The 14,826-nt window shown below is 48.1% G+C and carries 13 protein-coding genes; 11 read left to right on the top strand and 2 right to left on the bottom strand.

Going from position 1 to position 14,826, the window contains the following annotated elements; genetic code table 11:
• Window positions 1-571: 571 nt before the first annotated feature.
• From K2H17_RS11040 to thrC, 8 genes are all read left to right on the top strand, one after another.
• On the top strand, window positions 572-1,561 hold the full coding sequence (locus K2H17_RS11040) for a hypothetical protein (protein WP_300134755.1): 990 nt from the start codon (window positions 572-574) through the stop codon (window positions 1,559-1,561).
• Window positions 1,554-2,123, top strand: coding sequence for an ElyC/SanA/YdcF family protein (locus tag K2H17_RS11035; protein ID WP_300134753.1), 570 nt, complete (start codon window positions 1,554-1,556; stop codon window positions 2,121-2,123). The genes K2H17_RS11040 and K2H17_RS11035 overlap by 8 nt, the downstream gene beginning before the upstream one ends.
• A gap of 11 nt (window positions 2,124-2,134) precedes the next feature.
• Entirely contained in the window at window positions 2,135-2,875 is a 741-nt protein-coding gene (locus K2H17_RS11030) for a hypothetical protein (protein ID WP_300134751.1), read from the top strand.
• A gap of 144 nt (window positions 2,876-3,019) precedes the next feature.
• Window positions 3,020-3,760 carry a hypothetical protein gene (locus K2H17_RS11025; protein ID WP_300134749.1) on the top strand — a complete coding sequence of 247 codons (741 nt, stop codon included), beginning with the start codon at window positions 3,020-3,022 and terminating at the stop codon, window positions 3,758-3,760.
• A 39-nt stretch (window positions 3,761-3,799) separates the two neighbouring features.
• Complete coding sequence (locus K2H17_RS11020; RefSeq protein WP_300134746.1) at window positions 3,800-4,744, top strand: ADP-ribosylglycohydrolase family protein; 945 nt, start codon at window positions 3,800-3,802, stop codon at window positions 4,742-4,744.
• Between the two features lie 243 nt (window positions 4,745-4,987).
• Window positions 4,988-7,420 carry a bifunctional aspartate kinase/homoserine dehydrogenase I gene (gene thrA, locus K2H17_RS11015; protein ID WP_300134744.1) on the top strand — a complete coding sequence of 811 codons (2,433 nt, stop codon included), beginning with the start codon at window positions 4,988-4,990 and terminating at the stop codon, window positions 7,418-7,420.
• A gap of 8 nt (window positions 7,421-7,428) precedes the next feature.
• Window positions 7,429-8,688 carry a cofactor-independent phosphoglycerate mutase gene (locus K2H17_RS11010; RefSeq protein ID WP_300134742.1) on the top strand — a complete coding sequence of 420 codons (1,260 nt, stop codon included), beginning with the start codon at window positions 7,429-7,431 and terminating at the stop codon, window positions 8,686-8,688.
• Window positions 8,689-8,740: 52 nt separating this feature from the next.
• A complete protein-coding gene (thrC, locus tag K2H17_RS11005; protein ID WP_300134740.1) occupies window positions 8,741-10,045 on the top strand; it encodes a threonine synthase in 1,305 nt (434 codons plus the stop codon).
• 182 nt (window positions 10,046-10,227) lie between these two features.
• On the opposite strand, the gene K2H17_RS11000 is transcribed toward thrC, so the two are convergent.
• Together K2H17_RS11000 and K2H17_RS10995 are read right to left on the bottom strand one after the other, a co-directional pair.
• The gene (locus tag K2H17_RS11000; protein ID WP_300134738.1) at window positions 10,228-10,431 is read right to left on the bottom strand and encodes a hypothetical protein; all 204 of its coding nucleotides are present in this window, start codon (window positions 10,429-10,431) and stop codon (window positions 10,228-10,230) included.
• Window positions 10,432-10,442: 11 nt separating this feature from the next.
• Window positions 10,443-11,066 carry a hypothetical protein gene (locus K2H17_RS10995; protein ID WP_300134736.1) on the bottom strand — a complete coding sequence of 208 codons (624 nt, stop codon included), beginning with the start codon at window positions 11,064-11,066 and terminating at the stop codon, window positions 10,443-10,445.
• 218 nt (window positions 11,067-11,284) lie between these two features.
• On the opposite strand from K2H17_RS10995, the gene K2H17_RS10990 reads away from it, so the two are divergent.
• The 3 genes from K2H17_RS10990 to K2H17_RS10980 form a co-directional block, all read left to right on the top strand.
• Window positions 11,285-11,818, top strand: a complete 534-nt coding sequence (locus K2H17_RS10990; RefSeq protein WP_300134734.1) for a GYF domain-containing protein — start codon at window positions 11,285-11,287, stop codon at window positions 11,816-11,818.
• Between the two features lie 209 nt (window positions 11,819-12,027).
• Window positions 12,028-13,890: a methylmalonyl-CoA mutase small subunit gene (gene mutA, locus K2H17_RS10985; protein ID WP_300134732.1), complete on the top strand. Its 1,863-nt coding sequence runs from the start codon at window positions 12,028-12,030 to the stop codon at window positions 13,888-13,890.
• 27 nt (window positions 13,891-13,917) lie between these two features.
• A partial coding sequence (locus tag K2H17_RS10980; protein WP_300134730.1) for a methylmalonyl-CoA mutase family protein occupies window positions 13,918-14,826 on the top strand: 909 nt, incomplete at its 3' end.

Raw genomic sequence — 14,826 nt, 5'->3', positions numbered from 1 at the left:
AGCATAGCGAGCTATGTGACTGAAATGAAGAGCCATAGGCGCCCAAAACTTTCGCAGGCGACGGTATTATCTTTTTTTCTTTTAATAATTTCATGTTTGAGACTTTTTAAAGTTACCTTAGCCTTGGTGTCTCTTTTGCTAAATTGTTGAAATTCGTCAGTCGCATAGCTCGCTATGCTCCTTTCTCATTTACAGCAATTTATCTAAAAGATACACCACTCAGATTTTAACTCTTGTTTTTAAACAACCTCTTAAAATGATCTTGGATGGTGTTCGGAACCGGTCATTAAACGCCATCTTATTCGGAGGCCTCCGTCTAATATACCCGCCTACACCCCGAAAGTCAAATTTTCAGGTGAAAAAATTTTCCGGTCACAGACCTGAAAAGAATGAAATTAAAATGTAAGATAGTTGACAGTCAGATCCCAATGATGGTTAATGGCTATTGGAATTTATGTTGAAAAACATGCCCGATAATAGCCCCGCCAATAACATTTTTTGTATATTTGTCAAATTATGAGTGGCTTTTTATAGCTAAAATTCTGTATTAGCACTTTAGAAATGAATTAATATGCAAAAATGTATTTTAACTCAGGAAAAATTAAAAGATATTAGTCAAAATATATATCTAATAGAAGAAGATTACTTATATGATGAAGATGACAATGCAAGAGAAAAATTTGTCTCAAATATATATAATTATATAGAATCCTATATTGCTGATATAAAAAACAATGATCTTGAAATCACAGATAAAAATATTGACCAAATTACTAACGCTATAATGAATGGACTTCAAATTGTTGAAGATGATGATATTATAAACTTTGATAATTTTAAATCTAAACTTATAGCTGCTAATCAGGGACTCGTTAGGAATGAAGCAAACGATTCAATAAGTACTGAAAATGTGTTAAAAGAGATCGGAAATTTAAAAAACGAATCAATAATGAACAGACAAGTTTTCATATTAGAGGAAACCATCGGAAAGCTTCGGCAATTAGAACGGTATGAAGAAGATGTTGATTTTTCAGCAATACGAATATCTGCTATCCCGACATATATCAGGAATTGGGATCATTATGGCTCTCACACAATTTATCGGTTAGATATTTTCCAAAATGGAGAAAAGAAGCCCATTGAGATTAATAATTGGCTTTTTGATTCATCAATTATATATGAGGATCATTATACTAAAAATACGAATTCTTCAAGAATGACTATTACGATTAATGGTCAGACTTCGGAAGGTAAGATATTTGAGTTAAAATTGGGAATAACAGGGTCAGAGATATTGGCTTATGTAATATATGCAATGGTGATGTTGTCCTCAATGGAGTCCTATGATACGACCGCTGAATATTGGGAGATTATGTGTGGATATAAAGCGATGCCGCTTGAAAAGAGAATAGCAATTGCTAAAGATATTAATTTTAAGAGTAAAACCATAATATCGAAATATCCCTTTATGAAAAAATTCTTTCAAGAAGGCTTGACATGTCTGGTAACAATAATCAAGAATGAATTTGTAGGGCAGATAGATTCGTTAGCGAATGTGTAATTTTAAGGTCTTTGTCGCCATTGTCGGCATTATGATTCTGGCAATTGGCGTTTGCTATGCGTTGGTGAGCGCCAATGCCAAGGGTCGGCTATATGATGCGGTGGACGATGTGCCTTATTGCAGATATGGTCTGTTGCTTGGAACATCGCCTTTTGAGCATAACTACTATTTTGATACGCGGATTGACGCGGCAGTAGAACTATTTAAAAGCAAGAAAATAGATCGGATTATTGCAAGCGGTGGTGATTATGCCGATGGCTGCAATGAATTGACTGCCATGCGTGATTCTTTAGCCATGAAAGGAGTGCCTGCCGATTCAATCGTTTTGGACTATCAGGGAACGCGAACCGTCAACTCGATTGTCAGGGCGAAAGAGCTGACTGACAGTGTGACACTCATATCTCAGAGATACCATAACGAACGTGCGCTATATCTTGCAGACCGTCACGGACTCTGTGCAAGGGCTTACGATGCCGAAACTCCGAAGTTGATCGGTAAGAAAATCAAAAATATTTCAAGAGAATTTCTCGCAAGAGTGAAAATGATGATTGTTGACAGATGACGATATTAAAGATGAAAAAATTATTGTTAGGCTTATTGCTGCTTACGGCCTGTCGGAATGACAAAGAGACAAATGTCGGAGTAAATGTCGGAGTGCCTGAATTTTTTGGCGAGGGGAGCGCTGTTGTCAATCTGACAAACCATCCCAACGGCTACGACATTTCAATTTTGAAAACAAAGGACCTGTGTCTGTGGCATTTTGAGCGTGGTGACTCAATCAACCGCTATTTAGCTTTGCATGGACTTCCCTCAAATATAGAGCTGACGAGCGACTCATGCGCGATGGAGATCGACCTGCCGACTAAACAGGAACTGACAGGCCGCTACGGCGACTTTTTCTTTATGGATGTCAATTTTGACGGCGAGCCTGATTTCATTGTGCCATATATAGGTTATAACAGCACTCGATTCGCATGTTTTGATTTGGTCAACGGCAACAACAATGAACCCTGCATCGGTTTCCTGTCGCCTATGGATAAGGAACCGTTTACATATTTTATTTTTGGAGACAGAGGTGAGACGGAATTTGATTATGAAAACAAGACAATACGCATTCATTATCAATCCGGAGGCAGCTCCATAGTCGAAATGTGGATATCGTTCGTTGGATCGTCGCCTCATCAATCATTAGCGGTGACGAAGCGGGTTGAGACAGAGTACTGCGCTAACATGCAGGAGACACACATAACCACATACGAATTACAAGGCGACTCCTTAAAACAAGTATCATTTGAAATCGAAAAGTGGGATTAAGGCCGGGATTATTATTTGAAAAAATTCCCCGGCTTTCGGTTTACTTTTCGGAGAAAAGCGGTATCTTTATGAAGTAAAATAAAAACGCCTGCCATGACACCTGCGAATCGCAACTTGCCAATTATAAGATGTCCTCATTGTGGAATGATTGATGAATTCCGCAAGGAAATTGTTACCGTGACCGGAGAAAATGGACCGTCCCAAAAGGAACTCGTCGAGCTTTTCACGTGGGAATGCCAGCAGTGCCATCAGAAGTATTTGCTGAAATATAGATTTGAATACTATGACGGAACGCAAATTATGCCCAAATGGCGATCACTCGAAACTGATATAATCAACCCGGATGATTATGGATTGCAAGGAATCGTCGATTGTGAATATGAAACTGTTTATCCGGAGGATGTGAATTGCAAGTGTGACCGTTGCGGCAAGGAGGTGAAACTTATAGAGGCTAATTACAAGGATTATTGCAACAGCAACTTCCAGGCGCTGATATCAAAGATTGGAGCCATCGCACACTTTGAAATTATCTGCGCCAAGTGTCTGAGAGATATGTTTATGTCGCGTATGTTCAAGGATGACACGGATATAAAAACGGATAAGGCCAAATGGCAGAATTATTATTCATGGAATAAGTTATGGGGGCGTGAAAGGAGTGCATTTCCATGCTTTTTCTTTAAAGCCGGAGATTCCGGGAAACAACATTTGCAAGTGACCACCGGTGCCGACATTTACAACAATGTTTCCGACCTGATAGATTTTTGGGAACGATACGGACAATCATATCTCGATGGCTCTTGTGACTCAATCGACAATGAATCGGAAGCCTATATCAGGTCAGTAGAAAATCTGACCGGTATAAAGTTGGTGAAATCATCACGTTAATCTCTAAAACTCTTAAAACAAGTATCATTCAGAAAGTATATGGCGCGACAGGAGGAAATATATGACAGGATGATGGGCTGTCTTTACGGACAGGCCGTCGGCGATGCGCTGGGGCTTGGCACGGAATTTATGAGTAAGGAAGAAGTCGCTAAGTATTATCCTGAAGGTCTGAGATATTACGGACAAATAATTCAGGATGCTCACAGACGAAGATGGGCTAAAGGAGCATGGACGGATGACACAGAGATGATGCTGTGTCTTCTTGATGCTTTTAGCCCGAATGGCTTTGATTATCGTAAGGCTGCCGTAAATTTTAAAAATTGGTATAATGGAGTGCCTTTGGGCATAGGGCGGCATATGGTTAAGGTCCTTATGTGCGGTGATTATACCGATGCGCCTTTTGAAGTCTCAAAAATTGTTTGGGAGTCTACGAGGTGCAATAGTGCTGCAAACGGGGCTTTGATGCGGACGTCGCCTATTGGTCTGTGGAATCGGTATAATCAGGACTGGGTTGATGAGGCTTGTCGCCTGACTCATTACGATCCTCGCTGTGTGATTTCATGTCGTATTGCTTCGTGGCTGATTAATTGTGCGGTATGGACCGATAGGATGCTTTCAAAAGACGATGTTTTAGTCATGACAACAGACGCGGAACTGAAAGATTGGATTAATATGGCATATTCTTTTACGGATATTGCAGAATTAAAACTTTCCGAACAGCCTGGTATCGGTTACACATTCCGAACTCTTGCAGCGGGTCTGTGGTGCTATTGGCACTCGCGGTCGTTTGAAGACGGATTGCTTGCCGTGGTCAATGAGGGAGGCGATGCCGACACCAATGCGGCGGTCGCCTGTGCGATACTCGGCGCGAAATTCGGCTACCACAGCATCCCGCCTTACTACATCGAGAACCTCTACGCTGAAAAAGAATACCGCGCCAAATGCGAGACGTTCGTCCGTTTGGCGATGGGAGAAGGACTGTGATATTAGATCGACTTCGTTTCGAGGGATGCCGCCATGTGTTGTTAGGTCTATCTGATAGCAGTCGTAATGAGTGTCTGATTGGTGCTGAATTTATTTTATTGTAAAACTTTGGTGAAGAATTGGAAATTTGTTTAACTTTGTCAGTTGAATAAAAAACAACCGTTACAGTTAAGTATGGCCGGTGGCAGATTCGCCGTTTGTGTGGTGACGTTCGCCGGTTTAACCAATCAATAAACCTTTTAAATGAAAGTATTAAAATTTGGCGGGACATCCGTAGGTTCCGCAAGCAGTATCCTGAATCTCAAGGATATTGTTGAGTCTCAGGATTTCCCTGTGGTAGTGGTGGTCAGCGCTCTCGGCGGTGTCACAGACATGCTGATAAAGACGGCCCGAATGGCGTCTGAGGGCAATGAGGCCTACCAGGATATGTTTCAGACCATAGTACGTCGTCATCACGAGATGATCGCCGAGGTGATCAGTGACGGACAAGAGGATTTGATTCTGGAAACTAATTCGCTTTTGGCGGAGCTTTCCTCGATATATCAGGGAGTCTTCCTGATTCGTGATCTCAGCCCTAAAACACAGGCTACTATCGTCAGCTATGGAGAACGGCTCAGCAGCCGTATCGTGGCCCGTCTGATCTCAGGCGCGGTCCTGCATGATTCCCGAAGTTTCATCAAGACAGAGCGCAAGCATGGCCGTTCGCTGCTTGACAGTGAGCTGACCCGCCGTCTTGTGGTCGAGGAATTCAGCCCTGAAGTGCTTAAGGCCGGAATCCATATTGTTCCGGGCTTCATCAGCTCTGACCGCGATTCAGGTGAAGTGACCAATCTCGGCCGTGGCGGCAGTGACTACACGGCTTCGATCATTGCGGCAGCTCTTGAAGCCGAGGCGCTGGAGATATGGACAGATGTCGACGGTTTCATGACGGCTGATCCGCGTGTAATCCCGACGGCCTACACCATCAACGCACTCAGCTATGTGGAGGCGATGGAGCTTTGCAACTTCGGTGCAAAAGTGATCTATCCCCCTACGATCTATCCGGTCTGTGTGAAAAACATTCCGATATATGTAAAAAATACGTTCAACCCGCAGTCGGCAGGAACCGTCATCCGCAGTGAGATTGAAGATGACCGCAAGCCGATCAAAGGCATTTCAAGCATAAGCGGCACCTCGCTCATCACCGTCACCGGTCTTTCGATGGTCGGTGTCATCGGTGTCAACCGCCGAATCTTCACGGCTTTGGCCGAAAACGGTATTTCGGTCTTCATGGTGAGCCAGGCTTCGTCGGAAAACTCGACATCTATCGGTGTGCGCGACGAGGATGCCCCCGCAGCCATCGAAGTCCTCGACAACGAGTTTGCCAAGGAGATCGAGGAGGGAGCGATGTTCCCGATGCATGCCGAAAGCGGACTGGCAACCGTGGCCATCGTCGGCGAGAACATGAAGCACACCCCCGGCATCGCCGGCAAGCTGTTCGGCACATTGGGCCGCAGCGGTATCAGCGTCATAGCCTGTGCGCAGGGAGCAAGTGAGACCAATATCTCTTTTGTGGTCCACGGTGACTATCTCCGCAAATCGCTCAACGTCATCCACGACTCCTTCTTCCTGAGCGAGTTCAAGGAACTGAACCTCTTCATCTGCGGTGTCGGCACGGTCGGCGGAATGCTGATCGAACAGATCCGCAGCCAGCAGGAGAAGCTGATGCAGACACACAGGCTGAAGCTCAATGTCGTCGGCATCGCTTCCAGCCACAAGGCGATTTTCAACCGTGCGGGAATTGATCTGGTGACATATCGCGAGCAGCTTGAAGCAAGTCCGGAGAGCTCGCCGGAGCATCTTCGCGACGGAATTGTCGGCATGAACATCTTCAACAGCGTGTTCGTCGACTGCACCGCCAGCAAGGAGGTTGCCTCGCTCTATCAGACTTTCCTCGACAATAACATATCGGTGGTGGCCGCCAACAAAGTGGCAGCATCAAGCAGTTATGACACTTACCGCAGCCTGAAGTCAACAGCCTTGCAGCGCGGAGTGAAATATCTTTTCGAGACAAACGTAGGAGCCGGTCTGCCCATCATCGGGACGATCAACGACCTTGTTTCCTCAGGTGACAGGATCCTTAAAATCGAAGCCGTCCTCAGCGGAACGCTCAACTTCATATTCAACGCAATATCCGAGACCGTGCCCTTCTCCGAGACCGTGCGTCTTGCCAAAGAGCTTGGTTACAGCGAACCGGATCCGCGTATCGACCTCAGCGGTCAGGATGTGGTGCGCAAACTGGTCATCCTCACCCGTGAGGCCGGCTACAAGGCCGAGCAGGAGGAGGTTGAGAAAAATCTTTTCGTCCCGGACGAAATGTTTGCAGGCTCGCTCGACGATTTCTGGAAAAAACTTCCGGAACTCGATGCCGATTTCGAAACCCGCCGTCAGGCCCTCGCTTCCGAAGGCAAACGCTGGCGCTTTGTGGCGAAGATGGAGAACGGCAAGATGAGCGTAGGCCTCCAGGCCGTCGACAGCCGTCATCCCTTCTATGGACTTGAAGGCTCAAACAACATCGTATTGCTGACAACAGAGCGCTATCATGAATATCCGATGCTCATCCAGGGCTATGGCGCCGGTGCCGGAGTGACAGCCGCCGGAGTTTTCGCCAATATCATGTCGACAGCCAACAACTGATTTCCACCATGAAACACCTGATAATCCTTGGTGATGGAATGTCTGACCATTCCATCGCCCGGCTTGGTGGAAAAACACCTCTCCAGTATGCCTCGACTCCCAATCTCGATCTTCTTGCCCGTGAAGGCCGCTGCGGCCTGCTTGAGACGATCCCTGACGGATTCGCTCCGGGCAGCGAGGTTGCCAATGCCGCTATTCTCGGCTACGACCTGAACGAAGTCTACGAAGGTCGCGGACCTCTGGAAGCCGCAAGCATAGGCTATGAGATGGAGCCGGGAGACATGGCCATGAGATGCAACATCATATCTCTCGGACGGGAGGGTGAGATTGTCGCTCATCACGGCGGACATCTTACAACTGAAGAAGGCGCCGAGCTTATACGCTATCTTGACTCTCATTTAGGCAATGAACGAGTGCGTTTCATTCCCGGCATACAATACAGGCATCTGCTTATAATAAAAGGAGGTGACAAGCACATCGCCTGTGCGCCTCCTCACGACCATCCCGGCGAACTCTGGCGCGGGCTTATGGTGAAAGCCGATGCCGACAAGCAGCAGGGCGCAGACGGCACCAATTGCCGGATGACTCCGGCTGAGACCGCAGCGCTGCTCAATGATCTGATACTCCGCTCCCAGGAACTTCTGGCCGACCATCCGATCAATCGTCGCCATCGGGAAGAAGGGCGCCCGGAGGCCAATTCGATTTGGCCCTGGAGTCCCGGCTACCGGCCTGATATGCTGACCCTCCAGGAGATGTATCCTCAGGTCAAAAGCGGATCTGTCATCACAGCTGTCGATCTGATCCGCGGCATCGGACACTATGCCGGACTGAGAAGCATTGAAGTCGAAGGCGCAACCGGACTCGCCGACACCAACTACGAAGGAAAGACCGCCGCCGCACTTGAGGCACTGCGCAATGAAGATTTTGTGTTTCTTCATCTCGAAGCCACAGACGAGGCCGGTCATGACGGAGATATAGATCTCAAGGTAAAAGCCATCGAATATCTTGACAGCCGGGTTGTCGGCCCCATCATGCGCGAGCTTGCCACTTGGGATGAGCCCGTCTGCGTGGCCCTTCTGCCCGACCACGCCACTCCGGTCGAAAAGCGTATCCACATGGCCGAGGCGGTGCCTTTCGTGATCCATGCGCCCGGTGTCGCCCCGGATGCCGTTGAAGTCTACGACGAAGAAAGTTGTCGCGCCGGCTCTTACGGGACCTTACGTCTCGGCGAGTTCATGGAGCGTTTCATGAGCCACGACAACGAATAACAACATACAGATGTCTAATTACAATAGGCTTACGTAAGCCCCTGAATTGCAAATGAAATATTACAGTACAAACCGAAATACCCCCGAAGTGGATCTGGAAGAAGCCGTTGTCAAGGGCCTTGCCGCAGACCGTGGTCTCTTCATGCCTGAGACCATCAGGCCTCTTCCCGCAGAATTTTTTGAAACGATTGACTCTCTCTCCTTCCACGAGATCGCCTGCCGTGTCGCCGAAGCGTTTTTCGGTGATGACATAGCCAAAGAGGATCTTGACAGGATTGTCTGTGAGACCCTGTCTTTTGACTGCCCCGTTGCCGAAGTAGAGAGCGACATATACAGTCTTGAACTCTTCCACGGGCCTACTTTGGCCTTCAAGGATGTCGGTGCGAGATTCATGGCCCGCCTGCTTCAGCACTTCATCCGCAAGCGTGGCGCAGGGCGTGAGGTCAACGTCCTTGTGGCAACCAGCGGCGACACCGGATCGGCTGTGGCCAACGGATTTCTCGGTGTTGAAGGCATCCATGTCTACGTGCTTTATCCCAAAGGAAAGGTTAGCCCCATCCAGGAATGTCAGTTCACCACTCTGGGCCGAAACATCACGGCGGTAGAGATCGACGGTGTGTTTGACGACTGCCAGCGCCTTGTCAAAAGCGCGTTCATGGACAGCGAGCTTTGTGAGAAAATGACCCTCACATCGGCCAATTCGATCAATGTCGCCCGCTTCCTGGCCCAGGCGTTCTACTATTTCAACGCTTACGCCCGTCTGAAAGCCCTGGGCAAGGCCTCGGAACTTGTGGTCTGTGTGCCGAGCGGCAACTTCGGCAACATCACCGCCGGACTTTTCGCCCACCGCATGGGGCTCCCCGTCAAGCGCTTCATCGCAGCCAACAACGCCAACGATATTTTCTACAATTATCTCCTGACAGGAGTCTATTCGCCAAAAGCGAGTGTGCAGACAATCGCCAACGCAATGGACGTAGGCGATCCGAGCAACTTCGCCCGCATCATAGACCTCTACGGCAATTCGCATGACGAAATCTCCTCGCTGATCAGCGGATTCACCTTTGCCGACGATCAGATCCGCCGCACGATGCACGACTGCTACGTCTCGACCGGCTATCTGCTCGATCCTCACGGCGCCTGTGGATATCAGGCACTCAAGGAAGGCCTGCGTCCGGGCGAGACCGGAGTGTTCCTCGAAACAGCCCATCCGGCAAAGTTCAAGGAAACAGTCGAGGATGCCGTCAAGGCTCCGGTGGAGATTCCCGACCGCCTGGCCGCCTTCATGGAAGGCGAGAAGCAGTCAGTCGCCATGAGCGCCGACTTTGCAAGCTTCAAGAGCTTTCTGATGCAACAATGAAGAAAACGGGTGTCGCGTTAAGTAACTCTGAGAAAAGGATCTTCCAGAGGAGCGACATTTCACATTATATCGTTTAACTCTTGACTCTTGACTCTTGACGAGTTATTTATAATCGGCCTCGGTTAAATTGCACCCCAAAAGTTTTGAATCGAACTCTTGGGGTGCGGTTTACTTATATAACGTCATTTCTGGTTCGGCTTTTTCGGAGGATAGATTGTCAGATAGACTATCAGCCCGATAAATGTGAAACACAGGAATACGAATGTCCAGCCCCATTTGTATGGTGTTGGCAATTGCTCGTTTTTCCAGCAAAGACAGAGGCCGGTTACCGTTGCTGCTATGCAAACTACGGCAATGATGATTTCAAGGATGATGATGAATGTCATAAAATAAATTTTTACATATTACGAACGAGAACTTTCCCCAAACCAACTTCTATTACAAAATAATAGTTTTCAACTTTGTCAATTTGTTCAACAAATTTTCCCATAATATTTAAATGTATTGTTTTTGCGACATGGACATATAAAGTCGGAGACCCGCTTACAAATTCATATGTTCCATTTATTTTATATGTGTCAGATGTATATGGAATTTCGAAGCCTGAAATATTTACTCTAAAATCATCGCGTGTCAAATCTTTGAGTGATCCACTATACCTACAAGAAACATCAACCATGCGATATTTAAATTGAAAAAAATGTTCTCCACTACCCATTTGCGCCTCATATAAAGGTATTGATTTAAAATCGACTCTTGAGTAATGAATTGTTGATATAATATTTCGTTCTTTCCACTGAGATAGAAATTCCATAGCTTCGGCATATGAATCAAAAGTATAATCGCAATGAATTTGAGCAGAATCAACGACATCGATTATTTGAAAACCATAATGCGTATATTCTTCAATAAGAGATGATAAAGTCATTTCCGTGGACGGATACATGCCTTCTTCGGGATTATTATCGCAAGCGCAGAAAAGTAAGCAGATAATAAAAGGATAAGAAAGTGTAAGTTTCATAAATAAAATTGATGTTAAGTTTGTAAATATAAATTAAAACAAAGTTTTGTTAACTTTTGTTCGGGTATGAAATGAATCCATGACATCTTTTGACAAGCGAAAAATATGATCAATGAATAATTCAATGAGAAGTATGTTTGGTAGATATGCTATAAAATCTTAAATTTGCAGTTGATAGGAAAATAGAAATAAACAAAAATAATATAAGGTCAATAATTATGGCAACCTGGTACGTTTATCAGAACAATGTTCAGACCGGACCTGTCAATGAAGAACAGCTACCGGCTATGGGGCTTACGCGTGACACTCTGGTCTGGCGCGAGGGAATGGACCAATGGCTTGCGGCAGGACAGTTGCCTGAACTGGCATTTCTGTTTGAAGCCCCGTCCTACGGAGGCTCAGCCGCTTCCACTCCACCACCCGCACCCGGTCCGGAACCACAGGCAGGCGCCGGCCCGCAGTTTCAGAATGCTCCGTATGGAGCTTGTCCTCCTCCTGGAGCCTATCTTCCGCAGTCAGGCAAGGACAAGGTAACGGCAGGAATCCTTGCAATTCTTCTCGGAGTTTTTGGCGCGCAGTACTTCTACCTCGGCAAGACCGGCGCGGCGTTCATCACGATCCTGCTTTCGTTTGTCACCTGCGGCCTTTGGAATCTGCTGACTTTCGCCCAGGGAATCGTGATGCTGACAATGTCACAGGAACAGTTTGACCAGAAGTACGTCTATACAAACAGTTCTTTCCCTCTGTTTTGAAAACGTTTTCGCAGAATATTGTTTTTAAACATAATTTTGCTGAAAATACTGATATAGCGATGGAAACAGCGTCCGAAAGGGCGCTGTTTCTGTTTAAATTTCTTTCTATTTTCTTTGCTTTTAGGAAGTTTCCGATTAACTTTGCACGGCGATTGTTAACCATACAGGTTACATTCAGAAACCTGAACAGTATATTTAATACCATAATCATGGCAGAAAAGAAAGAAAAATTGTTTGAACAGTTTCCTCCCGTGACCACAGCCGAGTGGAAAGCAAAGGTGGAAGCTGACCTTAAGGGCGCACCGTTTGACAAGAAACTGGTGTGGCGCACCAACGAAGGCTTCAACGTCCAGCCGATGTATCGTTTGGAGGACATCGAGGATCTGAAGACAACCAACTCGCTTCCGGGCGAATTTCCTTATGTGCGCGGGACACGCACAGACAATGACTGGCTCACCCGTCAGGAAATCATCGCCGAGACTCCGGCCGAAGCCAACGAAAAGGCTCTCGACGTGCTGACAAAGGGCGTCACCTCTCTTGGTTTCCACGTTGACGAACCTACCGCCGAGACTCTTGAAGCGCTCCTCAAAGGCATTGACCTGAGCAAGGTTGAAGTCAACTTCACCTGCTGTGTCAAGAAGGCTCTTCCTCTGGCAAAAGCTCTGGTGGACTATGTCAAGGCCAACGGATGTGCCGACTCTTTCAAAGGCTCTATTGATTTCAATCCTTTCCGCAAACCTCTGCGCAAGGGCGTGGCATTCGAGGCTGCTACTCTTGCCGCTATGGCATCCGAACTGCTTGACGCAGTCAAGGAAGTTGCCGGACTGCGTGTGCTCTCAGTCAACAGCGACATGCTCAGCAACGCAGGAGCCTATATTTTCCAGGAACTCGGCTATGCACTCTCTTGGGGCGCACAGTGGCTGACTCTCCTGACCGAAGCAGGCCGCAGCGCCGACGAAGTGGCCGCACGCATCAAGTTCAACATGGGCATCTCGTCCAACTTCTTCATGGAACTTGCAAAATTCCGTGCCGCCCGTATGCTCTGGGCTCAGATCGTCAAGCAGTACGGCGCATCTGACGAAGCCGCCAAGATGATGGCCCACGCATCGACTTCACGCTTCAACCAGACCCTTTACGACGCACATGTCAACCTCCTCCGCAGCCAGACAGAAGCAATGTCAGCCGCTCTTGCAGGTGTTGACTCGATCACTTCGCTTCCCTTCGATCTTCCCTATAAGACTCCCGACGAATTCTCTGAACGCATCGCCCGCAACCAGCAGTTCCTTCTGAAGGAAGAAAGTCACCTTGACAAGGTCATCGACCCTGCCGGCGGCAGCTACTATGTGGAGACACTCACCGTCTCGATCGCCAAAGAATCCTGGAAGCTCTTCCTCGAAGTTGAGGACAAGGGCGGATTCCTCGCATGCTGCAATGACGACGACGTGCAGAAGACAATCCGTGAAAGCGCTGAAAAACGCCACACCGACGTCGCCCGCCGCAAGGAAATTCTTCTCGGAACCAACCAGTATCCCAATATCAACGAGATGGCAGCCGACAAGATCGTGGATCTCAAAGGCTCGTTCTCATGTGCCTGCGGAGGCAAAAGCGAGGCCTGCGAAGCTCCCGCCGGTCTTCCGACCAAACGTGCGGCCAGCGATTTCGAAGCCCTGCGTCTTGCCACAGAAGCCGCTTCAAACCGTCCGAAGGTGTTCATGCTGACCATCGGCAACCTCGCAATGCGTCTTGCCCGTGCCCAGTTCTCGACCAACTTCTTCGGTTGCGCCGGCTACGAGATCATCGACAATCTCGGATTCGAAACTGTTGAACAGGGCGTTGATGCAGCTCTTGAAAAGGGCGCCGACATCGTGGTCCTCTGCTCAAGCGACGACGAATATGCCGAACTCGCACCCGCGGCCTTCAAATATCTCGACGGTCGTGCAGAATTCGTGGTTGCCGGCGCACCTGCCTGCACCGACGAACTCAAGGCCATCGGCATCAACGACTTCGTTCATGTCCGTTGCAACGTGCTCGAAACCCTTCGCGCATTCAACGACAAACTCCTCAAGAAGTAAAACGTCAACCCCCATTAACATTCAGACATGAAACCCAATTTCAAAGAAATAGACATCGTTAACGACGCTTTCGGCGACCTCCGCGTCCCCGAAACTCAGGGGGAAGACTGGATCACCCCGGAACTGATCCCTGTCAAACCCATCTATACAAAGCAGGACCTCGAAGGCCTCGAACACCTCAACTACGTGTCGGGTATTCCTCCCTTCCTGCGTGGCCCGTACAGCGCCATGTATCCCCTGCGCCCCTGGACCATCCGCCAGTATGCAGGCTTCTCGACAGCAGCCGAATCCAATGCTTTCTACCGCCGCAATCTCGCATCGGGTCAGAAAGGTCTGTCGGTCGCTTTCGACCTTGCAACACACCGCGGCTATGACGCAGACCACGAACGCGTAGTCGGCGACGTCGGCAAAGCAGGCGTTTCGATCTGCTCGCTTGAAGACATGAAAGTTCTTTTCGAGGGAATTCCCTTGAACAAGATGTCAGTCTCCATGACAATGAACGGTGCCGTGCTCCCAGTGCTTGCATTCTACATCAACGCAGGTCTTGAACAGGGCGCCAAACTCGAAGAGATGGCCGGTACGATCCAGAACGACATCCTCAAGGAATTCATGGTGCGTAACACCTATATCTACCCGCCGGAATTCTCGATGCGAATCATCGCCGACATCTTCGAGTACACATCTCAGAACATGCCCAAGTTCAACTCGATTTCCATCTCCGGCTACCACATGCAGGAAGCCGGCGCTACATGCGACATCGAGCTCGCCTACACTCTGGCCGACGGTCTTGAATACCTGCGCGCCGGTGTGAACGCCGGCATGGACATTGACGCCTTCGCACCGCGTCTGTCGTTCTTCTGGGCTATCGGCATGAACTACTTCATGGAGGTTGCCAAGATGCGTGCGGCCCGCATGCTTTGGGCTAAGATTGTGAAG

This window comes from Duncaniella sp. (assembly GCF_029054785.1).
Taxonomy (GTDB): Bacteria; Bacteroidota; Bacteroidia; order Bacteroidales; family Muribaculaceae; genus Duncaniella.
This window is presented reverse-complemented; position numbering and strand designations above follow the sequence as displayed.

Excerpts from the sequence above, each read along its gene's own strand:
- K2H17_RS11040 (WP_300134755.1), top strand. The coding sequence starts at position 572 with ATGCAAAAATGTATTTTAACTCAGGAAAAATTAAAAGATATTAGTCAA.
- K2H17_RS11035 (WP_300134753.1), top strand. The coding sequence starts at position 1,554 with ATGTGTAATTTTAAGGTCTTTGTCGCCATTGTCGGCATTATGATTCTG.
- K2H17_RS11030 (WP_300134751.1), top strand. The coding sequence starts at position 2,135 with ATGAAAAAATTATTGTTAGGCTTATTGCTGCTTACGGCCTGTCGGAAT.
- K2H17_RS11025 (WP_300134749.1), top strand. The coding sequence starts at position 3,020 with ATGATTGATGAATTCCGCAAGGAAATTGTTACCGTGACCGGAGAAAAT.
- K2H17_RS11020 (WP_300134746.1), top strand. The coding sequence starts at position 3,800 with ATGGCGCGACAGGAGGAAATATATGACAGGATGATGGGCTGTCTTTAC.
- thrA (WP_300134744.1), top strand. The coding sequence starts at position 4,988 with ATGAAAGTATTAAAATTTGGCGGGACATCCGTAGGTTCCGCAAGCAGT.
- K2H17_RS11010 (WP_300134742.1), top strand. The coding sequence starts at position 7,429 with ATGAAACACCTGATAATCCTTGGTGATGGAATGTCTGACCATTCCATC.
- thrC (WP_300134740.1), top strand. The coding sequence starts at position 8,741 with ATGAAATATTACAGTACAAACCGAAATACCCCCGAAGTGGATCTGGAA.
- K2H17_RS11000 (WP_300134738.1), bottom strand. The coding sequence starts at position 10,431 with ATGACATTCATCATCATCCTTGAAATCATCATTGCCGTAGTTTGCATA.
- K2H17_RS10995 (WP_300134736.1), bottom strand. The coding sequence starts at position 11,066 with ATGAAACTTACACTTTCTTATCCTTTTATTATCTGCTTACTTTTCTGC.
- K2H17_RS10990 (WP_300134734.1), top strand. The coding sequence starts at position 11,285 with ATGGCAACCTGGTACGTTTATCAGAACAATGTTCAGACCGGACCTGTC.
- mutA (WP_300134732.1), top strand. The coding sequence starts at position 12,028 with ATGGCAGAAAAGAAAGAAAAATTGTTTGAACAGTTTCCTCCCGTGACC.